We start from the raw sequence: 26,913 nt of genomic DNA, 5'->3' as shown, positions 1-26,913 counted from the left end.
GAATCGACCGTCGCGGCGGCGCCGATGCCGGGTGATCTCATGTCCGCCCGCCAACGGCTCCGCCTCGTGCTGGTGCTCGGCTCGCTGATCGCGATCGGGCCGCTCACCATCGACATGTACCTGCCGTCGCTGCCGGCCATCACCACCGACCTGCACACCACCTCGGCGGCCGTCCAGTTGACCCTCACCGGCACCCTGGCCGGGCTCGCCATCGGCCAGTTGCTGATCGGCCCGTTGTCCGACGCGGTGGGCCGGCGGCGGCCGCTGCTCGCCGGCATGGCGCTGCACATCGTCGCGTCGCTGCTCTGCGTCGTGGCGCCCACCATCGGCGTCGTCGGGGTCCTGCGGGTCCTCCAGGGGCTGGGCGTCGCGGCCGCCTCCGTCGTCGCGATGGCGGTGGTCCGTGACCTGTTCGACGGTGCCGCGTTCGCCAAGCTCTTCTCCCGGCTGATGCTCGTCATGGGCGTGGCGCCGATCCTCGCGCCGACCCTCGGCAGTCTGCTGCTGCGCTGGTCGGCCTGGCGGGGCGTCTTCGTCGCGCTCGCCGTGCTCGGCGTGGCCCTGCTGATCGTCGCAGCGCTCGGCCTGCGCGAGACGTTGCCGCCCGAGCGCCGACGCCACGGCGGCGTGGTGGCGACGCTGCGGGTCTACGGCGGGTTGCTGCGCGACCGCACCTTCGTCGGGCTCATCCTGGTCGCCGGGCTGGCGATGGCCGCGCTCTTCGCGTACGTGGCCGGCTCGTCGTTCGTCTTCCAGGAGCAGTACGGGCTCGACGAGCAGCAGTTCGGGCTGGTGTTCGGCGCGGGCGCGGTCGGCCTGATCACCGCCACCCAGTTGAACGTCCGGCTGCTGCGGCGCTACCCGCCCCAGCGGATCCTCGTCGGCGCGCTCCTCGCGGGCACCGTCGCCGGGGCCGCCCTGTTCAGCTTCGCCGCCACCGGCGTCGGTGGCCTCGCGAGCGTCCTGGCGTCCCTGTGGCTCGTGCTCGCCGCGTGCGGGCTGGCCCTGCCGAACGCGCCCGCGCTGGCGCTGTCCCGGCACGGTGAGGCGGCCGGCACCGCCGCGGCGCTGCTCGGCGCGGTCCAGTTCGCGGTGGGGGCGCTGGCCGCGCCGCTGGTCGGCGTGCTCGGCACCGGCAGCGCCGGCATGGCCGTGGTGGTGGCCGGCGGCATGGCGGCGGCGACCCTGGTGCTCTTCGTGGTGGTGCGCCCGAGCCGCCTGCCCGAACTGGAGACGGGCACGGTGGTGGTCGCCGTCCACTGACCGGACGACGACGCCGGCGGGGTGCGTGATCCGCTCCCCGCCGGCGCCGCCCGGTCCGCACCCGTCAGTGGCAGGAACCGGTGCCGCTGTCGGTGTAGGTCTGCCCGGCCACCGGCACGAACTGCCAGTCGTAGCTGCCGGAGTGCAGCGTGAACTTCAGGACCCCGTACGCGGAGCTGTTGCGGGCCTCGCTGTTGGGCTGGATGGTGCCGAAGCTGTAGTGGCTGGCACCGCCCATCCCGGCGACGAAGCTGCGCAGACCCCGGCTGGAGTCGGCGCCGCCGTTCGGGTTCATCGGCGCGAACCGCTCGTAGACGTGGTTGTGACCCCACACCACGACGTCGGCGTTGTAGTCGTAGAGCGCCTGGTAGAGCGGGCGCGTCGAGGTCGACGGCGCGTGGTTGGAGCTCGACGTGAACAGCGGGTGGTGCCAGTACGCCAGCGTGCACGGCTTGGTGCTGGCCGCGAGGTCGGAACGCAGCCACTGCTCCTGCGCGGAGCCGGCGGACATGCTGATGTTCGAGTTCAGCGACACGATGTGCCAGTTGCCGAGGTCGTAGGAGTAGTAGCCCCGGCCGCTCGGGCCGGCCTGGGAGCCGAAGTAGGAGTAGTACGGGGCCGCACCCGAGGTGTTGTAGTCGTGGTTGCCCGGCGACGGGCGGGTGCGGGCCTTGTGCCGGCCCCAGGTCGGCTCGTAGTAGTTGGCGAACTCGGCGGCGGTGCCGTTGTCGTACACGTTGTCGCCGGTGGTGAAGACCGTGCCGGCGATGCCGTCGAGCAGCGCCGCCGTGGCGGTGTCACCCGAGCCGGAGTTGGCGATGTCGCCGACCCCGACGAGCACCGGGTCGCCGGACGGCGGCGGCGTCGTGGTGCCGGTCGTCACGACCAGCTGCGGCGCGTCCGCGCCGCTCTCCCGCGAGTCGTAGTACGCGCCGTCGCTGTCGCTGGACGTGGCACCGAAGCCGAACGTGCCGTTACCGGTGACCTGCGACGTGACGTCGACCTCGTACCAGCCGTTCGCGCTGATCGCGCCGATCGAGCCGAGCGTGGCGCCGTCGATGCTCGGCTGGTTGTTCCAGGTCGTGCCCGTCTCCGACCAGGTCGTGTTGGACATGGCCCGGACCGTGCCGCCGGTGGCGCTGCCGCTGTTGCCGCTGATCGCCCGCAGCCGCAGCTTCGCGCTGGTGACGGTGCCGCTGACCCCGCTCACGCTGAAGCGCAGGAACAGCCGCCGCACCGGCGAGTCGTCGACCACGATCTGCGTCGACGTGCCGTAGTTGGTGGATGCGGTGTCGCTCTGGACGTAGGTGTCGGCGGTCGGCGTGAACGTGAGCGTCGCCGCCGAGGCCGAGGTCGCGCCGGTGACGACGAACGCGGCGGTGGCGGCGAGCAGCACCGCGACCGTCCCGATCGTCACCGGCGGACGGGTGAGTCGAATGCCCATTCAGGAACCCTTTCCCGGGCGTACGGATATAGAGCGAACGGAATGTAGGAGGGGTGGTGGGACGGCGGGGAACGGCGCGGTGAACATCCCATCCGCACAGGCAAACACCTCGATGTTCGGGATGAGTTCACCGGGTGCACGCCCCGACGGCACTCGCGGTGCGTTGTCCGCCGTCTCGGTGCAACGGACGATGGCTGACCGTCGCGCCGCCGCGCGCGGGCCCCACCGACCGGAGAGGACACCGGTGTACCTGTCGACCGTCACCCGGCCGGAGACCGAGCCGACCGCCCCCGATCCCGATCGGCGCCGACGCCGCGTCGCCCTGGTCAGCGGCAACGTCGTCGCGCTCGGCACGGTCAGCCTGATCACCGACATCTCGGCCGAGATGGTCACCGCGGTGCTGCCGCTCTACCTGGTGCTCGGCCTCCAGCTGAGCCCGCTGGCCTTCGGCGTCGTCGACGGCGTCTACACCGGGGCGACCGCGCTGCTGCGGGTCGTCGGCGGTTTCGTCGCGGACCGGTTCCGGCGCCGCAAGCTCGTCGCCGGTCTCGGCTACGCGCTGTCCGCCGTCGCCAAGCTCGGTCTGCTGCTCGCCGGCCGGTCGGTACCCGCGATCGGCGCGGTGATCGCGGTCGACCGCCTCGGCAAGGGCATCCGCAGCGCGCCCCGCGACGCGCTGATCACCCTGTCGACGCCGCCCGAGTCGCTGGGCCGGGCGTTCGGGGTGCACCGGATGATGGACAGCGTCGGGGCGTTCCTCGGGCCGCTGGTGGCGGTCGGGGTCCTGTTGGCCGTCGGCGAGTCCTACGACGCGGTCTTCGTGACCAGCTTCTGCGTCGCGGCGCTGGCGGTGGTGGTGTTCGTGCTGTTCGTGCGCGAGCACCGACCCGCGACGCCGGCGACCACCGCCACCGCGGGCGCCGACCCCACCGTGTCCGTGCGCGAGGTGTGGGCTCTGCTGCGCGAGCGGCCGGCCCGCCGGCTCGTCCTCGCCGCCGGCCTGCTCGGGCTGGCCACGATCGGCGACGGGTTCGTCTACCTGCTGCTGCAACGACGCGAGGACCTGAGCCTGCTGTGGTTCCCGCTGCTCGCGGTGGGGACCAGCCTCGCGTACCTGCTGCTGGCCACCCCGATCGGGATCCTCGCCGACCGCATCGGGCGCCTGCCGGTGGTGGTCGGCGGCTACGCCGCGCTCGGCGTCACCTACCTGCTGCTGGCCGGGCCGGTCGGCGGGTGGCCGCTGCTGGCGCTCGCGCTCGCCCTGTACGGACTCTTCTACGCGGCCACCGACGCGGTGCTCGTCGCCCTCGCCGGCCCGGTCCTGCCGGCGCGGCTGCGGACCACGGGCATCGCGCTCGTCCAGACCGCGCAGGCGCTGGCGTACCTCGTCTCGTCCGTCCTGTTCGGGCTCGCCTGGCAGGCGTGGGGCCCACAGACGGCGATCCGGGTCGCCGCCGCGGCCGTCGCCGGGATCCTGCTCGTCACGATGCTCCTGCTGGCCCGCGGCCGGCGTCCCGTCTCCCGGAAGGTCTCCTGATGCCCGCGATGTCGACCCGGATCAAGCTCGGTGTGGCCACGGCCGCCGCGGTGGCGCTGGGAGCCGTGGCGGTCGGCTACGCCGTCGCCGCCGCCCCGTCCGCGCCGCCCGGGGCCGCCGCCGACGCCGTCGACGGCACGCTCACCCTGACGCCGGGCCCGCGCCTGCTCACCATCACCGACCGGCACGTGTCGTCGGTGGCGACGGCCGACCCGTCCGGTCCGCGTACCGTCTCGTCGCTGGAGTGCCTTCGGGTGTACGCCGCGGCCGGCACCGGCGTCTGCCTGGGGCCGAAGACCCCCTGGCAGTACCAGCTCATGGTGCTCGACAGCGCGCTGCGCCCCACCCGTACGGTCGAGATCCCCGGCCTGCCCAACCGGGCCCGGGTCTCCGCGTCGGGCCGCATGGTGTCGTGGACGACGTTCGTCGGCGGCGACTCCTACACGGCCAGCGGCTTCTCGACCCGCACCGGGATCGTCGACACCCGCGACGGCAGCACGGTGATGTCACTGGAGGAGTTCGCGGTGCGACGCGACGGCCGCCCCTACCGCAGCGCCGACGTCAACTTCTGGGGCGTCACCTTCACCGGCGACGACAACGTCTTCTACGCGACCATGTCCACCGCCGGAGAGCGTTACCTGGTGCGGGGCGACGTCGCCGCCCGGACCGTCGAGACGCTGAAGGAGAACGTCGAGTGCCCGTCGCTGTCACCGGACGGCACGCGCCTCGCGTTCAAGGAGGCCATCGACGCCGACCCGGCGAAGGGGTGGCGCCTGTCGGTCCTCGACCTGGCGAGCATGCGGGTGACCGCGACGGCGGAGACCGCCAGCGTCGACGATCAGGCGGCGTGGCTCGACGGCGCGACGTTGGCGTACACGCTGCGCCAGGACGACGGCCGACCCGACGTGTGGTCGGTGCCGGCGGACGGGTCCGGCCGCCCGGTGCTGCTGGTGCCCGACGCAGAGTCCCCGTCGCCCCTGACCTGACGCGCGGGCCGGCGCCGGCACCGGCGGACGCCCGCCCGGTCAGCAGCGTTGCCGGGGCGCCAGCCGCGTGCTGGCCGGCCCCGCCCGGTCCAGGTAGGTCGACTCGGCGAAGGCCAGGAAGCGTTCGGCGTCCCCCGCGGTCGAGGCCAGGCCGAAGGAGACCCGCACGGCGCCGCCGGTCGGCACGCCCAGCGCGGCCAGGTACTGGTCGATCGTCTCGACGTGGGCGAGCGGCGTGCGGCGCAGGGTGCGCCGCGTGATGCCGAACGCCCCCTCACCCGCACCCGGGTTGCAGAAGCACCCCGTCCGCAGGGAGAACCCGGCGGCCGACGCGTCGATCGCGACGAGGCGCTCGTCGACGAGCGAACCGTCGGGCCGGCGGAAGTTGAACGCCACCGTGCCACCGCGGCCGTCTGCCGTCGGCGGCCCGTAGACCTCGACGAGCGGCTGCCCGGTGCGGTGCCGCAGCGCGGTCAGCCGCTCCAGCAGCCAGCCGGTCAGCAGGCCGACGCGGGCGTGCACCAGGTCCACGCCGATCCCGTCGAGCCAGCGCACCCCGAACTCCACGTCCGGGATGCTCAGGAAGTTGAGCGTGCCGTCCTCGAACCCCGACTCGTCGTCCAGGGGCCGGTGCCAGTCACCCCGCACGCTGACCGCGCGGATCGTGCCACCGGCGAACCAGGGCCGCCGCAGGCGCGCCAACGCCTCCCGCCGGGCCACCAACGCGCCGACCCCCGTGGGGTAGCCGAACAGCTTGTACCAGCTCAGGCAGACGAAGTCGGGGTGGACGACGCCGAGGTCCAGCCGGTTCGTCGGCACGTACGCGGCGGCGTCCAGCAGCACGTCGTAGCCGTGGCGCTGGGCCAGTTCCACCCAGCCCAGCGGGTGCTGCACGCCGCTGAAGTTGCTCTGCGCCGGATACGCGAACAACCCCCGCGGGCCCGATCCGCGCCACCGTCGGGCCCGGCCGACCAGCCCACCCGGGCCGGTGAGCGCGGCGACCACGTCGGCCTCGGCCACCCGCAGGTGCGGGCCGGTCAGCGGGACGTAGCGCACCGGGGCGCCCGCCGCGCGCGCGTACTCGCGGATGCCGTTGACGGAGTTGTGGTTGTCGTCGGTCAGCACCAGTGCTCGGGCCCGGCCGAACGCGTACGCCTCACCGACCAGCCGGCAGGCCCCGCTGGCGTTGGGCGTGAACACGACCGCGTACTCGGCCGGGTCGGCGCGGAAGAAGTCCAGCACCGCCCGGCGGGCCGACTCGACCAGGGAATCGGCCGCCACCGAGGTGGGGTTCTCCGAGTGCGGGTTGCTGAACAGCCCGGACAGCAGCCGGTCGTGGTGGGCGACGATCTGCGAGCGCGCGGCCACCCCGGCGCCGGCGTAGTCGAGGTAGACGTGCCCGTCCCGGTCGAGGTGGCGGTACTCGGTGGCGCGCAGGTCGTCGATGTGGGCCGTGGCCGCGTACGTCGGGTGGGCCGCCAGCGCCGCCGGGCCCGGGTAGGCCTCAGGCGCGGGCCGCTCGGTCGTCATGGGGGTGGCCAATCCGCTCGGTGGATCGTCGGTCGATCCGTGCCGTCGAATATGGCATCCACGCCACCCGATCCGCTGTCCTGATGACGACGATCAATCGGGGGCACAGCGTCCGGGCGCCGACCGGTCCGGTCGGCGCCCGGGTGTCCGATCGGCTCAGCCCTTGATCTCGCGGGGGTCACGGCTGCGGGGATACGTGTTCCGCTCGCCGATCCGCCCGTCCTCGTTCTTGATCACGTGCTCGGCGTCGCGGTCGCGAGCCATGTCCCGACCCGTGCTCTCCGCCTCCGCCTTGGTCTCGTGCGTGCTGCTGGCCCGCACGTTGCCCTCGGGACGGTTCTTCCACTGGCCGTCCTGGTGGTACGTGTCGATGTCACCCTTGACCATGACCTGGCCTCCCTGTTGGTGTGGTCAGGTCTACACATCTGCCCTGGCGACCCTCCGGTAAACCTCGTCCATCGCCGCCGGGCTACGTCGTCGTCGTGTCGCGGGTGGCGTTCTCCAGGGCCGGCGGCTCGGCCGTCGGCTGTCGACCCCGGCGCCACCAGGGAGTGGCGAGGAGCAGCACCGCGAGGACCAGGGCGGCGGCGAGTCCGAGCCACGTCGGCGCCGACAGCGGCGAGGAGTGGGCCGTGCCCTGCGGGTGCTCGCCCTTGACCGGCACCACCGGCCGGTCCTGCTTCTTGTCCTCCGGCGCCACCAGCTGACCCACCGCCGCGTGCCGGGGCAGCGCGAACCCCCAGTCGAGCAGGGCGCTCGCCTCGCCCAGGCTGCCCAGCGGCGCCGTCTCCGCGCCGAGCAGGGTCACCACGAGCCGCCGGCCGTCGCGTTCGGCCACCCCGACGTACGTCTGTCGGGCCAGGTCGGTGAAGCCCGTCTTGCCGCCGAGGGTGCCGGGGTAGCGCCCCAGCAGCGTCGTGTCGTGCGTGATCGAGAACCCGGGTGTGCCGGGGCGGGCGGGGATCTGCGCCACCGGTGCCGCCACGTACCGCCGGAAGTCCTCCCGCGCGAACGCGGCCCGCGCGATCAGCGCCAGGTCGTAGGCGCTGGTGTACTGGCCCGGACCGTCCAGACCCGACGGCGTCGCCGCGTGGGTCTGGTGGGCGCGGAGGCGGCGCGCCTCGTCGTTCATCGCGTCGACCCCGCCCTGTCGGCCGTCGCTGCCGCCGCCGACGCGGGCGAGCACGTTGGCGGCGTCGTTGCCGGACCGGAGCAGGAGCCCCAGCCAGAGACTCTCGACCGAGTATCGGCCGCCCGGAACGACTCCCATCAGCGAGCTGGCCGGGTCGAGGTCGCGCAGGTCGGCCCGGGTCACCTCGACCACCTGGCGCGGGTCGAGGCGAGGCATCAGGGCCGCCGCCAGCAGCAACTTCTGCACACTGGCCGGCGTCCGGTGCGCGTGGGGCGCGCATCCACCCAGGACCGCACCGCTGGTGAGGTCGGCGACCAGCCACGACGTGGCGGTCACGCCCGGCACCGCCGGGGCGCCGGGCGGCGCCGCGAGCCCCGCAGTTGCCATGGCCGGCCCGCCGACCGCGGCCTGCGCGGGATTGACCGCCGGTGGTGACGGCACGGCCGGCGGCGGCACCGGCGGCTGCACCGTCGGACAACGGACGTACGGCGCGGCAGCCGCCGCCGGCGCGACCGCCGTCGCGGCCGACGCCAGCACGGCGCTGAGCGTGACGGCGGTAACACGGAAGATGGTCACGTCAACGTACGGTAATCGTCGTCGGGGCGCGGCCGGCCCGAATGGGAAAAGCGTTACCGGCAACCGATTCCCGACCCCGGCGAGCACGTGCGACAGCGCCTTCGACGGACAAAGCAGACGCGAAACGCATTGGCGTCGGCGACTGCCGACAGTGGCCGTCCGGAGCGCAAAGTCGAGGCCCCGATAGGGCATTTCGGCCCGACCCTGTACCGCTACGACGGGTCCCCGTGCACAAGGACCGGACGCGCCGCGGTCGGGGTGAAGGTCGCCGACCGTGCCGTCTGGGGGTGGACGGTCGCGCCGGCCCGGCTCGGACGGGCTGTCCGGCGGCGGTCGGCCTCGACCGGTCCCGTCCCGGATGTCCGGTGCCGTCCCGCCGCCGCGTTCAGCGGGCCGCCTGGAAGGCCCGGCCCACGGCGGTCGCCTCGGTGCCGGAGCGGAAGAGCCCGGTCGGGTCCTTGTCGCTGGCGGGCAGGCCGAACCAGGCGTAGCGGTGCAGCCACGGCAACCCGCCCAGCATCCGGGTCGCCGCGGTGAGGAACGCCGCCTGCTGCTGCTGCGTCGGGAACCGGACGCCGTCGGAGAAGTCGATCAGCGCGAACTCGGTCAGCCAGATCGGCAGGTCATAGCGGTCGTGGACCGCCTGGAGGTACGACTTCAGCTGGTTGACCGCGTTCGCGGTGGTGAAATCGCCCCCGTACCAGTGCAGGGCGATGAAGTCGACCCGGTACCCGCGTTGCCTGGCGCCCGTCATGAAGCGGTCGAGCCACTCGCCCGGCCGGTCCCCGCCCCACGCCACCGCCGGGCTGCCCAGCGTCAGGCCGGTCGCCTCCAACTGCGGCCACAGCTCCAGGGCGCGCTCCACGCTCATGTCGGCCTGCCCGCCCATGTCCGGTTCGTTGAAACCGAGCAGGTAGCGACCGTTCTTGCGGGCCTGGTCGAGATTGCCGGCGGTGACGCTCCCGGCCCCCCAGATCATCGGGACGAACTCGGCGTCCTTCGGGCTGGTCACGCCCGGGTGCGCCACGCTCCACGTGTAGTACCAACTCGCCTTCGAGCTGGCCAGGGCCTGGCTGACACCGTCGAAGGTCCAGACGCCGACGCCCTTGCGTTTCGACGTCACCGCGGTCACCGGTGGGGCCGAGTGGGCCGTCGACCGCCGCGGTGAGGGCTTCGCGGACGAGGTCACCGCCGGGGTCGCCGGCGCGGCGGGGGCGGTGGCCGAGGGCGAGGCGGACTCCGGCGGCGCGGACGGCAGCGCCTCGGCGAGCGGCGTCGAGGCCGGCGTGGGTGCCGGGTCGGACGGCCGGGTCCCGACGACCGCCGCCCCCGCGAGGAGGACGACCGCGACGCCGGCCGCGAGCGGCACCAGCACCCGGTAGGCCCGCCGCGGTGCGGCGTGGGCGCCTCGGGTGGGCCGGACGCCCACCCCCGCGGGCGCGCCGTCACGGGCCGTCAGCTCCGGGCCGGTGTCGGGTCCACCGTGTCCGGTTCCGCGCATCGTCTCCACTCCTCACCTGTCCGGGCACTGAGCGGCGCCGGTGGTCAGCCCCACCAGCGCCTCCCTTCGGGAGACCAGCGGCAGATGTCGAGATTACGGTTTTCCCACCGCATGGGGGGATCCGCGCGGACCCGTCCCCGCACCCGGCGACCCGTCGGCGATCGAGGGCGGACCGGGCCGGCCGGGCGTGACCCCGGCCGTCAGGCGCGCAGGGCCGGTTCGTCGTCGGCCGCCGGCTCGTCCGGGCTCAGGCGGGCGTCGGCCGCCGCCTGCCCCTCGGCGTCGCCGACCTCCTCGCAGACGCCGGCGGCGTCCACCCAGTGCCGGTGCGCCTCGTCGGGGTGGCCCATCGCCGCCGCGGCGTCGCCCAGGTAGAGCAGGCTCCGGCCGAGACCGGGGGTCGCCCGGGTGCCCTCGCGCAGCCGACAGCTCTCGGCGAGCATCTCGTACGCCTGCCGGGCCTGCCCCGGGCTGGTCGCCAGCAGCGTGGCACCGGCGTTGAGCAGGGCGGCGGCCCGACTGGTCGGGTCGGTCACCGCGTCGTACTCGCGCAGCCCCGCCCGCCACGCCTGCGCCGCGTCGAGGTGTTCACCGAGCCCGGCGTGCACGAGCACCAGGTTGGTCAACGCGGCGGCGTACCCCCGCGCGTCGCCGAGCGAGCGGAACGTGTTCGCCGCCCGGACCAGGTGGTGGTGGGCGGCGTCCAACTCGCCCCGGGCCAGGCGGGCGGCACCCAACCCCAGGTCGGTGAGCGCGTGCCCGGCGCGGTCCGCCCCCGAGCGGTGCCGTCGGGACAGCTCCAGGTGCTCGACCGCGTCGTCGAGCTGCCCCAGGTCGAGCAGGGCGAGGCCGAGGTTCATGCGCGCCTGGGCGGTGCCCCGGCGGCCCCGTTCGGCCACCGCCAGGGTCAGCGCGGCGGCGGCGCCCTGCGGGTCGTGGCGGCGACGGCGCAGCACACCCAGCTCGTTGTGCGCCCAACCGGCGATCTCCGGCCGGTCGTCGGCGGTCGGGGTGGCGAGCACCGTACGACACACCTGCTCCCACTCGGGCAGCCGCTCGGCGTACGCCAGCCACCCGCACAGCGCCACCGCCAGCCGGAACCACCACCGGCGTACGCGTCGGGGCAGGGTCTCCGCCGCGCCCGCCGGCACCCGCACCACCGCCAGCAGCAGCTCCTGGTGCAGGTCGAACCAGCCGTACGGGTCGTCGTCGAGCGGCAGCGACCACTCCCGGTCCGGGGGTGAGCCGAGCGCGGCGAGATTGGTGGCGTGCCGTTCGGCCCGCCGGGCCAGGTGCCGGGTGAGCCGTGCCTGCGCGGCGACCCGGGCCCGGGCCGGTTCCGCGGCCCGCAGGTGCAGCCGCGCCAACCCGACGAGCAGGGGCCGGATCTCGTAGCGGTCGCCGCGCGCGCCGACCACGAACGCCGCGGCGGCCAGCTCGTCGAGCAGCGCGGCGACCTGCTCCGGCCGGCGGCGGGCCAGCGCGGCGATCGCGGGCCGGTCCACCGGGGCGGGGCTCAGCGACATCAGCCGGTAGAGCCGCCGCGCCGGCCGCGACAGCGCCCGGTAGGCGGTGTCCCGTTCGGTGACCAGCCGCGCGGCGGGGGAGACGGTGACCCGCTGGTGCGGGGGTGTCTGCACGGCCCGGCGCAGCGCGTCCAGCACGTCGGCGTGCCGCCAACCGTGCTGGGCGGTGCGGTAGCCCAGCGCCCGCACCGTACGCGGCTGCCGCCCGCACAGGTCCACGATGGAGCCGACGGCCGGGTCGGTACGCGGGTCCACCCGTCGGGCGCGCGCGGCCGGGGCGGCCTGACCCGCGGCGGCGAACAACTCGACCGCCTCGGCCGGGCCCGGCTCGGCGATCCAGTGCGCCACCACCCCCTCCAGCGCGGCCAGCGCGGGGCCGCCGGCGAAGAGCAGCCGGCAGTCGCGGGCGGTCGGGGGCAGCAGCGCCCGCACCTGTTCCGGACGGTCCACGTTGTCCAGCACCAGCAGCATCCGCCGCCCGTCGAGGTGGCGGCGCAGCGCGTCGGCCGCTGCGGCCAGCGCGTCCGCCCGGCCGGACGTGGGCGCCGCGGTGCCGAGGATCCGGGCCAGCGCGGTGAGCACCTGCCGGGCCGAGTGGGGCCGGCCGCCGCGACGCAGGTCCAGGTAGAACTGCCCGTCGGGGTAGCTCTCCCGGCACAGGTTGGCCGCCTGCACCGCGCACGCCGACGTGCCCACCGCCCGCCGGCCGAGCACCGCCACGGCGTGCTCCCGGCGGAGCAGCGCCACGATCGACTCCACGTGCTCGCCCCGCCCGGTGAAGCCGGCCGGGTACGGCAGCGTCGGCGCGCCGGTCGGCGGCTGCGCGACGATCTCCGTCGGCTCGGTGCCGACCGGCGGCCCGCCCCGGCGGCGGTAGACCTCCCACACCACCCCGCCGATCGCTCCGGTGACCAGCAGCACGATGCTCGCCGGCCCGAGCAGGCTGTCGGCCAGCTCGGACAGCAGGTTGCTGGCGATGTTGGCGAGCACGCCGCTGACCAGTGTGCCGACCGCGACCAGCACCGGCCAGCGGGGTGGGCGACCCCCGCCGGCGCCGGTGGGCCCGGTCACCGCACGCCGCCGGAGACGAGACCGGCCACCAGGTGCCGGCGGGCCAGGACGACCAGCAGCACCGGCAGCACCGAGGCGATCACCGAGCCGGCGGCCAGCGCGCCGCTGTTCGCCACGAAGCCACGGGTCTGCCCGGCGAGGAAGAGCCCCAGCGGCGCCGCGTCCGGGCCGCTGAACAGCAGGCCGACGACCAGGTCGTTCCACACCTGCACGAACTCCAGCACGGACACGGCGACGATCGCCGGGCGGTTGTGTCGGGCCAGCCGGCGCAGCGTGCCCCACCAGTGCCGTCCGCCGAGGCGCGCGTCGCGGACCTGCTCGGCCGGCAGGTCGGCGAACGCGTTGCGCAGCACCAGCACCGCGAACGGCACGCCCAGCGCCACGTGGACCAGGGCCAGACCACGGGCGGTGCCGGAGGAGAGCGCCACGCCCAGCACCTCGTTGACCGGGCCGGCGATCGCCTGCACCGGCACGATGGTGGCGGCCATCAGCAGCAGGCCGGTGACCTGGGCGGTGGGGCCGGTCAGCCACGCCAGGGGGTACGCGGCGAGCAGCGCGACGCCCAGCACGGCGGCGGTCACCACGGTGGCCAGCAGGAGCGTGAAGGTCAGGGCGCGCCAGAGCTCCGCCCCGGTGACCACCTCGCGGTAGGAGTCGAGGCTGGGCGGGGCCGACCACCAGCCCTCCGCCGCCGCGTCCACCGGCCCGTGCAGCGACGTCGCCACCAGCGCGCCGAGCGGCACCAGCCAGGCCACCGCGGCACCCGCCGCGAGCAGCCGGAACAGCCGGGGTGGCGCGGTGGCGGCCGGGTCCGGCTCGGGCGGGTCGGCGGGGCGCGGCGGCGGCCACGCCTGCCGGACGAACAGCGCCGCGACCAGCATGCCGGCGACCACCGCCAGCAGCCACACCACGCCGAGCGCGGCCCCCTCGCCGGTGGTGGTGCCGCCGGAGGTCTGCCACACCCGCAGGGCCAGCACCGCCGCCTCGTCGCGGACCGAACCGGGCGCCATCACCAGGATCAGGTCGAACGTCCGGCTGGTGCCGAGCGCCACCAGCGCGAAGACGACCGCGCCGGTGCGCAGCAGCAGCGGTCGCCACTGCGCGTCCCAGAGCACGTGCCGCCGGCCGCCCCCGTAGGCCCGTACGGCGTCGGCGAGGCTCGGTGGCACCCGGTCCAGGGCGGCCCGGAACACGAGCAGGGCGAGCCCCACCCACGCCCACACGAACGCCGACATCAGGGCGACGGTGACCAGGCCCGGGCCGAGCAGCTGGGGCGCCTCCCCGGCGGAGCGGCCGGTCAGCGTGGCGGCCACCAGCGTGGCCAGCCCCCGCGACGGGTCCGGGTCGTACATCAGCCGGAAGGTGACCCCGGTGACCACCAGTGGCAGCGCGATCGGCGCCACCAGGATCAGCCGGACCAGCCCGCCCTCCTGTGAGCGGCGGGACGCCACGGCCAGCAGGTAGCCCAGCCCGGTCACCACGGCCGGCACCAGCAGCGCCCAGAGCACCGTGCGTCCCACCACCGCGCCGGTGCCGGGAGCGGACAGCGCCGCCCGGAAGTGGGCGGCCCCCACCCACCGGCCGTCGGTGGTCACGCTGGCGTGCAGCATCCGCAGCACCGGCCAGAGCACCAGCCCGCCGAGCAGCAGCGCCGCCGGCAGCAGCAGCGCCGACGTGGCGCCCGCCGCCGGGTACGCGCGCCCGCGCCGCGGTGGACCGACGTCGTCGAGCACGGCCAGCTCGCCGAGAACCGGTGCCCGGGTCATCGCCCGCCGCCCGCGCGTCGGGCCGCCGCCGCCAGCTGCCCGGTGGCCCGGCGCACCGCCTCGGCCGCCCGCACCCCCGCTGTGACGTCCGCGAAGAAGTCCTGCATGATCCGCCAGATGCCGACGCCGTCGGAGCCGGTGAACGGGCCCGGTAGCCGGTCGGAGAGGTCGAACCGCAGGGTCGCGGCCGTGCGCAGCTCGCCGGCCAGCCGGCGGCGCATCGGGTCGGCGTAGCTGTCCGGCGGCACGGTCAGGTTGGGCGACAGGTAGCCGCCGGCCCGCAGCCACGGCCGGAACGCGGCCGGGTCGGTGAGCCAGCCCGCCAGGTCCACCCCGGCCGGGCTGAAGGCCACCGCCGCGTCGCCCCCGACGATGAGCGGCCCGCCGCCCGACCCGCTGCCGGGGAACCGGAACGTCGACGGCGGCGGCGACCCGCGCCGGAACCGGCGCACCACGTCCTCGACGAAGTCGCCCTCGAAGACCAGCACCGCCCGCCGGGAGTGGACCACCTGGATCACCGACTCCTCGTACTGGGTGAGCAGGGCCCGGCGGGCGCCACCCGGGAACGCGCCGTCGACGCTCCAGATCTCGGCGAGCCGGTCGAGCGCGTCGCGCACCGGCGGACCCTGCCAGTCGGCGTCCGGCCCGGCGAGGCCGTCGTAGCCGCCGGGGGAGAGGTCGGCCAGCACGTTCTCGAACCAGTCGGTCAGCACCCAGCCGTCGGCCGCGCCGATCGCCAGCGGCGCCGGGCCCTCGGCGCGCCGGGCCCGGGCGGCGAGGCGGCGGGTGAGCGCGACGAGCTCGTCCCAACTGCCGGGCGGCTGCGGCAGGACCGACGGCAGGTGCCAGAAGAGCGACTTGTGGGCCGCCTTCACCCAGAGCCCGTGGCGCTGCCCGTCGTCGGTGAGCAGACCGCCCAGGTCGCCGGGTACGGCGTAGCCGGGGGCCGGGGCGAGCGGGCGCAGCCAGCCGCGTCGCGCGTACTCGGTGACCAGGCCGGGCCGGGGCAGGATCGCCACGTCGGGGCTCGTGCCGGCGAGGTGCCGGGCGCGCAGGAACGCGTCGATGTCGTTGCCGGCGCTGATCACGTGTACCGGCGTGCCGTAGCCGGCCACCACCTCGCGGAACCGTGCCAGCTCACCGCCGCTCCACACCACGGCCACCTGGACCGCGCGCGTCTCGTCGCCGCAGCCGGCCGCGACCGTCGCCGGGCCGGCGGCGAGGGCCCGCAGCAGCGTGCGGCGGCGTAGTGCGCGGCTCATCGCGCCGCCGCCTCGGTGACCAGCGTGACCCGGGTGGGGATCTCGGCCAGCGTCGCCGGGTCGGCGGTGCACACGAGCACGGCGACGCCCGGGGCGTCCGGCGGGGACAGCCGGGGGACGAGATCGGCCAGCCGTCCACCGGCGGCCATCCCGGTCGGCAGGTCGACCACCAGCACCTCGGGCAGGCAGGCGGCGGCCCGGGCGAGGGCCACCCGGAAGCGTTGGGCGTCGGAGAGCAGGTGGGGCAGCAGCGCGAGCGTCGGCGCCAACTCCAGCCGGTCGATGACCGTGGCCGCCCAGTCGTCGGCCACCTCGCGCACCCGCTCGCGCTTGCGCTGGCCGTAGGAGATGTTGCGCCGCACGGTGAGCTGCGGCAGCAGCGCGCCGCAGGCCGGGACGTAGCCGATCTGGCGGCGCGGCGGCGGCAGGTCGGTGACGTCCCGCTCGCCGACCATGATCCGCCCGGCGACCGGCGCGGCGAGCCCGGCCAGCACCCGGGCGACCGCCGTGCCCACCCGGCGCGGTGCCACCAGGGCGGCTGTCCGTCCGGCCGGGACGTCCAGGGTCACCGGACCGGTGCCCGGTACGGCGACCAGTGCGCGCAGCCGTAGCGTGACTCTCACCTCCGGTGATCTCGTCAACCCCGTCCCAGGGTGGCACATCGTGCCGACAATCGATGTCCCGTGCCCTCCACAGTGGAGGTGACGTCGGCCCGGTCAGGCGGGCGGGGGAGCGGTGCTGCGGTAGATCGCCGACAACCAGACGTCGAGCAGCACGTCCACCACGTCCGGCGCGGCGATCGCCGGCCCGTCGGCGGCGAACGTGGCATACAGGACGCGTTCGTTCATCGAGTTCAGCGCGATGGCCAGGTCCCGCGCCGATGGGCCGCCCGGGGCCGCGCCGCGTCGCCGCTCGGCCTCGATGGCGGTCTCGGTGGCCTGCACCCACCGCTCCAGCACCGCCGCCCAGAGCTGGCGGACCTCGGCGTTGGTGCCGCGTACCTGGGCGCAGGCCAGCGCGACCGCCTTGTGCGCCCGGAACGTGTCGTGGAAGCGGCCGATCAGCTGCCGCCACCGGACCCGGGGGTCCTCGGCGAGGTGGCCCAGCGCGTCGCCGGCCGCCGCGTCGGCCTCCTCGGTGACCCGGTCGAGCAGGGTGAGCAGCACGGCGTCCTTGGACGGGAAGTAGAAGTAGAACGTGGGGCGGGAGATGCCGGCCCCGCGGGCCAGGTCGTCGATGGAGATGTCGGGGAACGGCCGCCGCTCCAGCAGCGCCTCCGCCGTGCGGAGGATCGCCAGCTCGCGGTGGTCGCCGGTGGACCGCGCGACGCGCCGCCCACGCGGGCTCGCACCCCCGCCGGTGGCGCGGACGGTCGTCATGGCCGTCGATCCTACCGTGGCTCAACACCCTGTCGAGTCAGTCGACAGGGTGTTGACCGACGTCGACGGCGATGGATAGGGTCCGGTGCACCACCCCGCACCGGGAGTTGCCATGGCCTGCGACCACGTCGACGTGCTCATCGTCGGCGCCGGGCTGTCCGGCGTCGGCGCCGCCTGCCACCTCCAACGCGAACACCCGGGCCGCACCTACGCGCTGCTGGAGGCGCGCGACGCGATCGGCGGCACCTGGGACCTGTTCCGCTACCCGGGCGTCCGGTCCGACTCGGACATGTTCACCCTCGGCTACGCGTTCAAGCCGTGGACCGACCCCAGGTCGATCGCCGACGGCGACGCCATCCGCGCGTACGTGCGGGAGACCGCCCGCGAGTACGGTGTGGACCGGCGCATCCGCTTCCGGCATCGGGTGGTGCGCGCCGCCTGGGACAGCGCGACGGCCCGGTGGACCGTCCACGCCCACCGCGAGGACACCGGCGCGACGGTCGAGCTGACCTGCGGCTTCCTCCACGTGTGCGCCGGCTACTACCGCTACGACGCCGGCTACACACCGGCCTTCCCCGGCCTCGAGCGGTACACCGGCCGGCTCGTCCACCCCCAGCACTGGCCCGCCGACCTGGACCACGACGGCAAGCGGGTCGTGGTGATCGGCAGCGGTGCCACCGCCGTCACCCTGGTGCCCGCCATGGCCGAGCGGGCGGCCCACGTGACCATGCTCCAGCGCTCACCCACGTACGTCATCCCGCTGGCGTCGCGCGACCGGTTCGCCGACCTGCTGCGACGGTGGCTGCCGGCGAAGGCCGCCTACCCGGTGGTGCGGTGGAAGAACGTCCTGCTCGGCACGGCCAGCTACCAGTTCAGCCGGCGCGCGCCCGGCCTGATGAAGCGCGCGCTGCGCCGCGCCGCCCGCACCCGCCTGCCGGCCGGATACGACCTCGACACGCACTTCGCACCCCGCTACGACCCCTGGGACCAGCGGCTCTGCGTGGTGCCCGACGGTGACCTCTTCGCCGCCGTGCGGGCCGGCCGGGCCTCGGTCGTCACCGACACCATCGACACGTTCACCGAGCACGGCCTCCGTCTCGCCTCCGGCGCGGAGCTGCCCGCCGACATCGTGGTCACCGCCACCGGGCTCAACCTGCTCGCGCTCGGCGGGATGACCCTCACCGTGGACGGCGTCGAGGTCGACCTGAGCCGGAGTGTCGCCTACAAGGGCACGATGCTCTCCGGCGTGCCGAACCTCGCCCTGACCGTCGGCTACACCAACGCCTCCTGGACGCTGAAGGCCGACCTCGTCGCCACGTACGTGTGCCGGCTGCTGCGCCACCTCGACCGCACCGGCCAGCAGATCGTGACCCCGCTGCCGCCGCCGGGGGAGCAGCGGGTGCCGCTGATCGACCTCCAGGCGGGGTACGTGCTGCGTAGCCTGGAAGCGTTCCCCAAACAGGGCGTCTCCGCGCCGTGGCGGCTCTACCAGAACTACCCGCGGGACGTGCTGCTGATGCGGCACGGCCGGCTCACCGACTCCGGCGTGCGATTCTCCCGCGCCGGCAGCCAGGAGAGGAGCGCGTCGCGTGCGTAGGTTCGACTTCGCCGGCGCCACGGCCCTGGTCACCGGCGCCGCCAGCGGCATCGGCGAGGCGCTGGCACACGCGTTGGCCCGCCGCGGCAGCCACCTGGTGCTGCTCGACCGCGACGCCGAGCGGCTCGACGCCGTGGTCGCCGCGATCCGCGCCGCGCACCCCGACCGGCAGTTGCACACCTACGTCGTCGACCTGGCCGACCCGGCGGAGACCGCGCGGGTGGCCGCGGAGATCCGGCAGCGGCACCCGCGGCTCCGGCTGCTCGTCAACAACGCCGGGGTCGCCCTCGGCGGCCGCTTCGACCAGGTGACCTTCGAGGAGTTCAGCTGGGTCGTCGACATCAACTTTCGGGCCGTCGCGCAGCTCACCCACGCGCTGCTGCCCGCGCTCAAGGCCGAGCCCGGCGCCCACCTGGTCAACGTCTCCAGCCTGTTCGGGCTGATGGCCCCGCCCGGCCAGACCGCCTACGCGGCGAGCAAGTTCGCCGTCCGGGGGTTCACCGAGGCGCTGCGCGCCGAGCTGGCCGAGGACGGTATCGGCGTCACCTCCGTGCACCCCGGCGGCATCAAAACCCGCATCGCCGCCAACGCCCGCGTCGGCAGCGGCGTCGAACCCACCGAGTACGAGCAGGGACGACGGCAGTTCGAGAAGCTGCTCACCATCCCACCGGCGCGGGCCGCCGAGGTGATCCTGCGCGCCGTCACCCGCCGCCGGGGCCGCGCCCTGATCGGCTGGTCCGCGAAACTGCCCGACCTGCTGGTCCGGGTGGCTCCCGCCGGCTACCAGCGGGTCATCGCCCTCGGCCTGCGGGGCACCGGCACGGGCACGCCGCGCACCACCACCCCCGGCCCGGCACCCGCCGACGCCCCATTGACCGCGCCGACCGGGTCGGCGCCGCACCACACCCCACCCCCGTCGCCGACCGGTTCCCGGCCGGCGGCGGACCACACCCCACCCACCACGGCGCCGACCACCACACCGCCGGTCGCCGTACCCGCCCCGCGACCGGCACCGCAGCCGGCCGCCGAAACCGCCAGGGAGTCAGCGTGAGCGCCACGAGCGGCCGTGCGAACCCCGTAGCCGTCAACGGATCCCCCGGAGCCGCGTACCACTGGGACCGTCCCCGGCACGTCACCGTCGCGGGGCGCCGCGTGCGCCACCGGATCGACGGAGACGGCCCGCCGGTCGTGCTGCTGCACGGCATCGGCCGTACGATGCGCGACTTCACCGAGCAGCACGAGCTGCTCGCCCAGCGGTTCCGGGTGCACAGCGTCGACCTGCCCGGCTACGGCGGGTCGCTGCCCATGACCGAGCCCTACTCGCTGCCCGCGCTGGCCCGCTTCGTCGCCGGCTACCTGGACGCGGTCGGCGTCGACCAGCCCGCGCACCTGGTCGGCAACTCGCTGGGCGGTGCGGTGGCCATGCAGCTCGCCGTCACCGAACCCGAACGGGTGGCCAGCCTCGCGTTGGTCGCCAGCGCCGGCTTCGGTCAGGAGGTGGCCCTTACGCTGCGGCTGCTCGCCCTGCGCCCGCTGGGCCGGCTGATGCTGCGCCCCCGACGCCGGTCCGCCCTCCGGGTCGAACGCGCGCTCTTCCACGACCCGTCGTTCGCCACCGCCGAGCGCGTGGCGTACGCCCTGGAGGTCGCCCGTCAGCCGTACACCCCGCGCGTCCTGCTCGAAACCCTGCGCAGCCTCGGCGGCTTCCGGGGCGTCCGGCCCCAGTGGCGCGAGAAGCTGCTCACCCAGCTCGCCGCGCGCGACGTGCCGGTCCTGGTGGTCTGGGGCGACCGTGACCTGATCCTGCCGGCGGCCCACCTCGACGCCGCCCGCGAGCGGCTGCCCCGGGCCCGCACCCACCTGTTCCAGGACTGCGGGCACATGCCGCAGATCGAGCGGGCCGCGGAGTTTCACCGGCTGCTGCTCGACTTCTGGTCCGCACCCGGCGGCGCCACCCTCACCGCGACGGTCGACGACCCGCGCGGCGCGGGCAAGCGCCGACCGGCCACCGAGGCCGGCTGAACCGAGCGCGCACCGGCCGGCCCTCGCGTCCGCGCGGGGGCCGGCCGCTCTCGGGCGGGGCGGGTCGCCGCCGTTCACGACCCCGGCCCCTCCGGGGCCCCGGCCGGCGTCGTCTGCCGGGCCGGCCGTCGGCCGACCGCGGTGCTCACCACCAGCAGGAACAGCAGGACAGCCACGAGGTGGACCGGTGCCGGCCCGAGCGGCGCGAGCAGCACCAGCCCCGCCGCCACCGGGAAGGCCACCGCCCGGGCGCCCCGCTCCCGACGGCGGACGTGCACCAACCACACGGTGATCAGGTAGACCGCGACCGGCACGGCGACCGCGTAGCCGACGTCGGTGCGGGACAGGTGCGCCAGGTGCCGCTCCTGGTCGACGGCCGCGGCCAGGCCCGCCCCGACCGCGGCGACCGACGCGAAGATCAGATAGTGGCCGTACCCCCAGAAGAGCGCCTCGCTCAGCTGGGTCGACACCTGGACCGGCCGGTCGAAGTAGAGCCACCACAGGGCGAAGACGATCACCGCGTCGGCGGCGGCCAGGGACCAGAGGTCGTGCTGGCCGGCGTCCACGCCGGTCTGCAACGCCACCGAGGTCGCCAGCACCACCTCGCCGAGCACGATCAGGGTGAACAGGCCGTACCGTTCGACGATGTGCCGCGGGTGCCACGGCGTCATGCCGGGCCGCTCGGCGATCGCCGGCACCAGCAGGTCGGCCAGCGCCAGCACCGCGAAGGAAGTCACCCGCCACTGCTCGGGCAGGACGAGCCGGAGCAGCCAGCCCACCTGCACGACCGCGATCCCGACGGCGTAGCGGATGGCGGCGGCCCGATGGTCGGGGTCGCCGGCCGCCGCCCGCAGCCAGTGGACGACCGCGGCCAGCCGCATCACCACGTACCCGTAGGTGATCGTGGTGAAGTCGCCCTCGGCGAACGCCCGCGGTACGCCGGACGCGATGATCAGCGCGCCGCTGATCTGCACCAGGGTGGTGATCCGGTACACGTCGTCGTCCGTGTCGTACGCCGACGCGAACCAGGTGAAGTTCATCCACGACCACCAGATCGCGAAGAACACCATCAGATAGCTGCCGACGGCGTGACCGAACCGGCCCTCGGACACGTCGTGGTGCAGACTCGTGGCCGCCTGCGCCACCGCCACCACGAAGCAGAGGTCGAAGAAGAGCTCCAGCGTCGTGGCGGAGCGGTGCGGCTCGTCCCGGCGGCGGCCGGTCATCTGGCGGTGCCAGGGCCGCACGGATCGGATCTCGGTCACCGCTGCTCCTCCGGCGGCCAGGGGTCGACCACGCCGCGCCGTCGTCGCCGTACCACCGCACGATAGCCAGCGGCCCGGCCCGCCGAGCCCGATCCGGCGGACCCGAGACCAGGCGGTGGTCCAGGCCACGAACGTGGTGCCCGCGCCGCCCGGCGACCCGGCCGCCGCGCACGATGAACGGCATGATCCTGCGGACACCGCGGTGACCGCGGCCACCGCCACCGCCGCGATTCCCCGCCGGTCGGCGCTGCTCGTCTGGGGCGTGGCGATGAGCGCGTACGTGGCCGCGGTCTTCCACCGCAGCTCACTCGGCGTCACCGGGGTCGACGCCGCCCACCGGTTCGACATCAACGCCTCGGCGCTGGCCACCTTCTCCGTCGCCCAGCTCGCGGTGTACGCCGCCATGCAGGTCCCGGTCGGCATGCTGATCGACCGGTTCGGCTCCCGGCGGCTCCTCGCCGCCGGCGGTGTGCTGATGGTCGCCGGTCAGCTCTGCTTCGCCCTCGTCACCGACGTCCGGCTCGCCGTGGCGGCCCGGGTCCTGGTCGGCCTCGGCGACGCGATGACCTTCATCAGCGTGCTGCGCCTCGTGACGTTCTGGTTCCCCGGCCGCGCGAACCCGCTGGTCGTGCAGCTCACCGGCACGCTCGGCCAGCTCGGGGCGATCCTCGGCGCCGTGCCCCTGGTCGCGCTGCTGCATCACACCGGCTGGACCCCGGCGTTCCTGGTGGCCGCGGCGTTCGGCGCCACAGCCGTGCTCCTGGTCCTCGTCGCCGTCCGGGACACCCCGCACCGAGCCGCCCTGGCCGGACCGCCGCCCCGGCTCGCCGACGTCCGGTGGCAACTCGCCGCCGCCTGGGCGCAGCCCGGCACCCGGCTGGGGCTCTGGACGCACTTCGTCACCCAGTTCTCCGGCTCGGTGTTCGCGCTGCTCTGGGGCTACCCCTTCCTGGTGCAGGGCCAGGGGCTCACCCCCACCGCGGCGGCGTCGCTGCTCACCCTGATGACCGTCGCCGGACTGCTGGTCGGGCCGGTCCTCGCGCACCTGTGCGCGCGGCACCCGTTCCGCCGGTCGGTGCTGGTCCTCACGGTCGTCGCCGCCACCGCCGGAACCTGGGCGGTGGTGCTCGCCTGGCCCGGTCCGGCGCCACGGTGGCTGCTGGTGGCGCTGGTGCTGGTCCTCGCCGTCAACGGACCCGCCTCGATCATCGGGTTCGACTACGCGCGCACGTTCAACCCGGCGCACCGCATCGGCAGCGCCACCGGCATCGTCAACGTCGGCGGCTTCGTCGCCTCGATCGTGCTGGTGCTCGCCGTCGGCCTGGTGCTCGACCTGGCCGGGCCGGCCGGGCGTGGCACGCCCGACCTGGCCGCGTTCCGCTGGGCCTTCGCCGTGCAGTACGCGCTCTGGGCCCTCGGCGCGGTCCAGGTGCTCCGCTACCGCAACGCGGCCCGTCGCGCGCTGGCCGTCGACGCGTCCGCGCCGTCGCTCGCCGTCGGGTCAGCGGTGCTTGCGGTGGGTGAGGTCGTCGAGCACCAGGGTGAGTCCGGCGCCGACCAGCCAGGAGTCCTTGGCGATCGCGATGCCCGCCAGCGACGGCCGGAGGCTGTTGGGCTCGCGTAGCGCGGGGGTCTTCAGGTAAACCTGCATCAGCCCGGCGCCGAAGGCGGTCAACCCCAGCCCCACCAGCGCCGACGGGATGAACGGGACCACCAGGGCGGCACCGAGCGCGGTCTCGCTGTAGGAGAGGAGCTTGGCGAACTGCTTCGGCTCGAACCGCCGAAGCTGGGGGATCGCCCCGGTGGCCAGCCCGTGCAGCCCCTCCGCGGCCTCGCCCTCCAGGGTCCGCTTGGTCAGACCCGAGTTGAGGAAGAAGGCGCCGAGGGCCAACCGCAATGGTAGGTGAACAGCTTTCATGATCACTCCTGCCGTACCGGACCGGATCGTGCCCCCGCGTACCCGTCGGTGCGCCGGATAACCGCCGTCGCGCCGACTGCGCCGGGGTGATCGATCGCGATAGGTTCGGCCGCAGGGCCGACCGCCCCCGGTCGCCCGCCACCACCGCCGAACCAGGAGGGCAACCGTGAGCCAGGAGGTCCGGGGAGTCATCTCCCGCAGCAAGGGCGCGCCGGTCGAGGTCACCACCATCGTCGTTCCCGACCCGGGGCCGGGCGAGGCGGTCGTCCGGGTCCAGTCGTGCGGGGTGTGCCACACCGACCTGCACTACCGCGAAGGCGGCATCAACGACGACTACCCCTTCCTGCTCGGCCACGAGGCCGCCGGCATCGTCGAGGAGGTCGGCGAGGGCGTCACCGAGGTGGCGGCCGGCGACTTCGTCATCCTCAACTGGCGCGCGGTGTGCGGGGTCTGCCGCGCCTGCCGGCGGGGCCGCCCGTGGTACTGCTTCGCCACCCACAACGCCAGCCGGAAGATGACCCTGACCGACGGCACCGAGCTGGCCCCGGCGCTGGGCATCGGGGCGTTCGTCGAGAAGACGCTGGTGCACGCCGGGCAGTGCACCAAGGTCAACCCGGCGGCCCGACCGGCCGCGGTGGGGCTGCTCGGCTGCGGGGTGATGGCGGGCCTCGGCGCCGCCATGAACACCGGCGGGGTCACCCGCGGCGACTCGGTCGCGGTGATCGGCTGCGGCGGGGTCGGGGACGCCGCGGTCGCCGGCGCGGCGCTGGCCGGCGCGACGACGATCATCGCGGTGGACACCGACTCCCGCAAGCTCGACTGGGCCCGCCGCTTCGGCGCCACCCACACCGTCAACGCCTCCGAGGACGACCCCGTCGAGGCGATCCGCGCCGCCACCGGCGGGTTCGGCGCCGACGTGGTGATCGAGGCGGTGGGCCGGCCGGAAACCTGGAAGCAGGCCTTCTACGCCCGTGACCTCGCCGGCACCGTCGTGCTCGTCGGGGTGCCCACCCCGGAGATGACCCTCGAGGTGCCGCTGCTCGACGTGTTCGGCCGCGGCGGCGCCCTCAAGTCCAGCTGGTACGGCGACTGCCTGCCCAGCCGGGACTTCCCGATGCTGACCGAGCTCTACCTGCAGGGCCGCCTCGACCTGGACGCGTTCGTCACCGAGGAGATCGCCCTCGACCAGGTGGAGCAGGCCTTCACCCGGATGCACCACGGCGACGTGCTGCGCTCGGTGGTGGTCTTCCCGTGAGCGCCCGCGTCGACCGCGCGGTCACCTCCGGCACATTCTCCCTCGACGGGCAGACCTTCGACGTGGACAACAACGTCTGGGTGGTGGGCGACGACCGCGAGTGTGTCGTCCTGGACGCCCCGCACGACGTGGAGGCCATCCTGCGGGTGGTGGGGGAGCGGCAGGTCCGGGCCATCCTGGCCACCCACGCCCACGACGACCACGTCCGGGTCGCCCCGGCGCTGGCCCACGTGACCGGGGCGCCGGTGCTGCTGCACCCCGACGACCGGGTGCTGTGGGACCTCGTCCATCCGGACGTGCCGCCCGGCGGCGACCTGCGCCACGGCATGACCGTCGAGGTCGCCGGCATCGGGCTGCACGTCCTGCACACCCCCGGTCACAGCCCCGGCGCGTGCAGCTTCCACGCGCCCGCGCTGGGTGCCGTCTTCACCGGCGACACCCTCTTCGCCGGCGGGCCCGGCGCCACCGGCCGCTCCTACAGCGACTTCGGCACCATCATCGATTCGATCCGGTCCCGGCTGCTCACCCTGCCGCCGGACACCGTCGTGCACACCGGGCACGGCGACGACACGACCGTCGGCGCCGAGGCGCCGCACCTGCAGGAGTGGCTCGCCCGGGGCCACTGACCACTGATGTGCCTCTGCGGTGCGGACCGGCGCCGGGAGGCGATTCCTTCGCGCGAGCCGGGCCGGCCGGTCGGCCCAGCCCGGCTCGTCGGCGGTTCTTCGCGCGGTCGGCCCGGTCGGCCCGGTCGGCCTGTCCCGGGTGGTCGGCGTGTCCCGGGCGGTCGACCTGTCCCGGGTGGGCGGCGTTCCCGTCAGCGCCGAGGCGAACGGCTCATGTGCAGCCGGACCGTGGTGCCCGCCGCGGTGCTGCGCAGCAGGACCAGGTCGCACAGGGCGTGGACGATCACCAGGCCGCGCCCGCCCTCCCCGTCGCGCGGCGGCGTCAACCGGCCCGCGAGCGGGTCGGTCAGCCAACCGTCGTCGCGTACCTCGCAGACCAACTCGTCGGATGTGCGCCACACGTGCAAGGTGCCGCCGCCCCCGGCGTGCGTGACGCTGTTGGCCGCCAGCTCCGTCACCGCGATCTGCAGGTCCGCCACCCGGTCCGCCGGCAACCCGGCCTCCGTCGCGTGGCCGGTCACGAACCGGCGTACCGCGGAGAGCGTCTCGATGCCGAAGCTCAGCGCCGCGACGGGTTCCGGCGGTGTGGGCAGCGGCTTGTCGTAGCGGACGACCACATCGGACGGCGCGTACCCACCGCTCGTCCGCCGCCCCCGCGCGTCCTCGACCACCGGGTGGGTGGCGTACGCGTCGGCGATCACCGTCTTGTCCAGGCCGGCGTCGTACGGGCACAGCAGCCGCAGCCCGCGCCCCGCGAGAGCGGGGTTCACCAGGGCCTCGTGCTGCGCGCACGCCTGGTGTTCGGCCCGGCTGCGCCCGGACCAGACCGACTCGCCCACGATCCGGGTCCGCCGACCCGGGTGCCGCTCCACGAACGCCTGGAGCACCCACGGCAGGATCGCACCCGGGTTGCGTCCGGCGCCGGCCATGTCGGTCCAGTGCAGCCCGGGCGCCTCGCCGACGGCGTCGCGCACGAGGGCCAGGTTGCCGGTGGGCAGCGCGACCAGCACCGGCTCACCCGCGGTCAGGCCGTCCTCGATGAACCGGGACGTGACACCGAGCAGGTGCGTCGCGTCGCGGTAGAAGAACCCCTCGTGGGCGAGACCGCCGGTCGAAGGGGCGGCGGTCAGGTCCGGCCCGGTCATACCAGCCGGCCCTCCGTCGACGCCGGCGCTGCCAGTCTGACGAGGCACACCGGGCCGACCACCCCCACCCGCAGCCACCAATCGCCTCCCGGTCCGTTTTCTCACTGTAAAC

At 74.8% G+C, this 26,913-nt stretch carries 21 protein-coding genes; 9 read left to right on the top strand and 12 right to left on the bottom strand.

The genetic code is table 11. From position 1 onward, the window contains the following. Positions 1 to 39 precede the first annotated feature (39 nt). The gene (locus tag ACIBTV_RS15460; protein ID WP_396705366.1) at positions 40 to 1,263 is read left to right on the top strand and encodes a multidrug effflux MFS transporter; all 1,224 of its coding nucleotides are present in this window, start codon (positions 40 to 42) and stop codon (positions 1,261 to 1,263) included. A 64-nt stretch (positions 1,264 to 1,327) separates the two neighbouring features. On the opposite strand, the gene ACIBTV_RS15455 is transcribed toward ACIBTV_RS15460, so the two are convergent. After that, a complete protein-coding gene (locus ACIBTV_RS15455) occupies positions 1,328 to 2,707 on the bottom strand; it encodes a DNRLRE domain-containing protein (protein ID WP_396705238.1) in 1,380 nt (459 codons plus the stop codon). 244 nt (positions 2,708 to 2,951) lie between these two features. On the opposite strand from ACIBTV_RS15455, the gene ACIBTV_RS15450 reads away from it, so the two are divergent. Together ACIBTV_RS15450 and ACIBTV_RS15445 are read left to right on the top strand one after the other, a co-directional pair. Beyond that, on the top strand, positions 2,952 to 4,244 hold the full coding sequence (locus tag ACIBTV_RS15450; RefSeq protein WP_396705236.1) for an MFS transporter: 1,293 nt from the start codon (positions 2,952 to 2,954) through the stop codon (positions 4,242 to 4,244). Beyond that, positions 4,244 to 5,230, top strand: coding sequence for a TolB family protein (locus ACIBTV_RS15445; RefSeq protein WP_396705234.1), 987 nt, complete (start codon positions 4,244 to 4,246; stop codon positions 5,228 to 5,230). The genes ACIBTV_RS15450 and ACIBTV_RS15445 overlap by 1 nt, the downstream gene beginning before the upstream one ends. 39 nt (positions 5,231 to 5,269) lie before the next feature. Here the strand turns inward: ACIBTV_RS15445 and ACIBTV_RS15440 are convergent, their stop codons facing one another. The 9 genes from ACIBTV_RS15440 to ACIBTV_RS15400 all read right to left on the bottom strand — a co-directional run bounded on the left by ACIBTV_RS15440 (position 5,270) and on the right by ACIBTV_RS15400 (position 16,973). Then, positions 5,270 to 6,760: an aminotransferase class V-fold PLP-dependent enzyme gene (locus ACIBTV_RS15440; protein WP_396705232.1), complete on the bottom strand. Its 1,491-nt coding sequence runs from the start codon at positions 6,758 to 6,760 to the stop codon at positions 5,270 to 5,272. Positions 6,761 to 6,916: 156 nt separating this feature from the next. Continuing rightward, positions 6,917 to 7,147 (bottom strand): DUF2188 domain-containing protein, encoded by a 231-nt coding sequence (locus ACIBTV_RS15435; RefSeq protein WP_396705230.1) that lies wholly within the window; start codon positions 7,145 to 7,147, stop codon positions 6,917 to 6,919. An 82-nt stretch (positions 7,148 to 7,229) separates the two neighbouring features. Beyond that, on the bottom strand, positions 7,230 to 8,468 hold the full coding sequence (locus ACIBTV_RS15430; RefSeq protein ID WP_396705228.1) for a D-alanyl-D-alanine carboxypeptidase family protein: 1,239 nt from the start codon (positions 8,466 to 8,468) through the stop codon (positions 7,230 to 7,232). Between the two features lie 385 nt (positions 8,469 to 8,853). Continuing rightward, positions 8,854 to 9,969, bottom strand: a complete 1,116-nt coding sequence (locus tag ACIBTV_RS15425) for a glycosyl hydrolase (protein WP_396705227.1) — start codon at positions 9,967 to 9,969, stop codon at positions 8,854 to 8,856. A 200-nt stretch (positions 9,970 to 10,169) separates the two neighbouring features. Beyond that, on the bottom strand, positions 10,170 to 12,566 hold the full coding sequence (locus tag ACIBTV_RS15420; RefSeq protein WP_396705225.1) for a hypothetical protein: 2,397 nt from the start codon (positions 12,564 to 12,566) through the stop codon (positions 10,170 to 10,172). Further along, positions 12,563 to 14,332: a hypothetical protein gene (locus ACIBTV_RS15415; protein ID WP_396705223.1), complete on the bottom strand. Its 1,770-nt coding sequence runs from the start codon at positions 14,330 to 14,332 to the stop codon at positions 12,563 to 12,565. The genes ACIBTV_RS15420 and ACIBTV_RS15415 overlap by 4 nt, the downstream gene beginning before the upstream one ends. Beyond that, on the bottom strand, positions 14,329 to 15,594 hold the full coding sequence (locus ACIBTV_RS15410; protein WP_396705221.1) for a hypothetical protein: 1,266 nt from the start codon (positions 15,592 to 15,594) through the stop codon (positions 14,329 to 14,331). Before ACIBTV_RS15410 ends, ACIBTV_RS15415 begins: the two co-directional genes overlap by 4 nt. Continuing rightward, complete coding sequence (locus ACIBTV_RS15405) at positions 15,591 to 16,217, bottom strand: ATP-binding cassette domain-containing protein (RefSeq protein ID WP_396705219.1); 627 nt, start codon at positions 16,215 to 16,217, stop codon at positions 15,591 to 15,593. Before ACIBTV_RS15405 ends, ACIBTV_RS15410 begins: the two co-directional genes overlap by 4 nt. Positions 16,218 to 16,310: 93 nt before the next feature. Continuing rightward, positions 16,311 to 16,973, bottom strand: a complete 663-nt coding sequence (locus ACIBTV_RS15400; RefSeq protein ID WP_396705217.1) for a TetR/AcrR family transcriptional regulator — start codon at positions 16,971 to 16,973, stop codon at positions 16,311 to 16,313. 112 nt (positions 16,974 to 17,085) lie between these two features. On the opposite strand from ACIBTV_RS15400, the gene ACIBTV_RS15395 reads away from it, so the two are divergent. From ACIBTV_RS15395 to ACIBTV_RS15385, 3 genes are read left to right on the top strand one after another with little or no spacing between them, the layout of a single operon-like run. Further along, the gene (locus tag ACIBTV_RS15395) at positions 17,086 to 18,570 is read left to right on the top strand and encodes a flavin-containing monooxygenase (protein WP_396705215.1); all 1,485 of its coding nucleotides are present in this window, start codon (positions 17,086 to 17,088) and stop codon (positions 18,568 to 18,570) included. After that, positions 18,563 to 19,621 carry an SDR family NAD(P)-dependent oxidoreductase gene (locus ACIBTV_RS15390; protein WP_396705214.1) on the top strand — a complete coding sequence of 353 codons (1,059 nt, stop codon included), beginning with the start codon at positions 18,563 to 18,565 and terminating at the stop codon, positions 19,619 to 19,621. The genes ACIBTV_RS15395 and ACIBTV_RS15390 overlap by 8 nt, the downstream gene beginning before the upstream one ends. Continuing rightward, on the top strand, positions 19,618 to 20,592 hold the full coding sequence (locus ACIBTV_RS15385; protein WP_396705212.1) for an alpha/beta fold hydrolase: 975 nt from the start codon (positions 19,618 to 19,620) through the stop codon (positions 20,590 to 20,592). Before ACIBTV_RS15390 ends, ACIBTV_RS15385 begins: the two co-directional genes overlap by 4 nt. 74 nt (positions 20,593 to 20,666) lie before the next feature. On the opposite strand, the gene ACIBTV_RS15380 is transcribed toward ACIBTV_RS15385, so the two are convergent. Next, positions 20,667 to 21,857 carry a low temperature requirement protein A gene (locus tag ACIBTV_RS15380; protein ID WP_396705210.1) on the bottom strand — a complete coding sequence of 397 codons (1,191 nt, stop codon included), beginning with the start codon at positions 21,855 to 21,857 and terminating at the stop codon, positions 20,667 to 20,669. Positions 21,858 to 21,972: 115 nt separating this feature from the next. Here ACIBTV_RS15380 and ACIBTV_RS15375 point away from each other — a divergent pair, with 115 nt between their 5' ends. The 3 genes from ACIBTV_RS15375 (at position 21,973) to ACIBTV_RS15365 (ending at position 25,656) form a co-directional block, all read left to right on the top strand. Next, positions 21,973 to 23,481, top strand: a complete 1,509-nt coding sequence (locus tag ACIBTV_RS15375) for a nitrate/nitrite transporter (RefSeq protein WP_396705208.1) — start codon at positions 21,973 to 21,975, stop codon at positions 23,479 to 23,481. Positions 23,482 to 23,941: 460 nt separating this feature from the next. Next, a complete protein-coding gene (locus ACIBTV_RS15370) occupies positions 23,942 to 25,030 on the top strand; it encodes an S-(hydroxymethyl)mycothiol dehydrogenase (RefSeq protein WP_396705206.1) in 1,089 nt (362 codons plus the stop codon). Then, positions 25,027 to 25,656, top strand: coding sequence for an MBL fold metallo-hydrolase (locus ACIBTV_RS15365; RefSeq protein ID WP_396705204.1), 630 nt, complete (start codon positions 25,027 to 25,029; stop codon positions 25,654 to 25,656). Before ACIBTV_RS15370 ends, ACIBTV_RS15365 begins: the two co-directional genes overlap by 4 nt. Before the next feature lie 191 nt (positions 25,657 to 25,847). Here the strand turns inward: ACIBTV_RS15365 and ACIBTV_RS15360 are convergent, their stop codons facing one another. After that, positions 25,848 to 26,801: an anti-sigma factor RsbA family regulatory protein gene (locus tag ACIBTV_RS15360; protein ID WP_396705203.1), complete on the bottom strand. Its 954-nt coding sequence runs from the start codon at positions 26,799 to 26,801 to the stop codon at positions 25,848 to 25,850. Positions 26,802 to 26,913: the final 112 nt, after the last annotated feature.

The organism is Micromonospora sp. NPDC049366, assembly GCF_044466625.1.
In the GTDB taxonomy this organism is placed as follows: domain Bacteria; phylum Actinomycetota; class Actinomycetes; order Mycobacteriales; family Micromonosporaceae; genus Micromonospora.
This window is presented reverse-complemented; position numbering and strand designations above follow the sequence as displayed.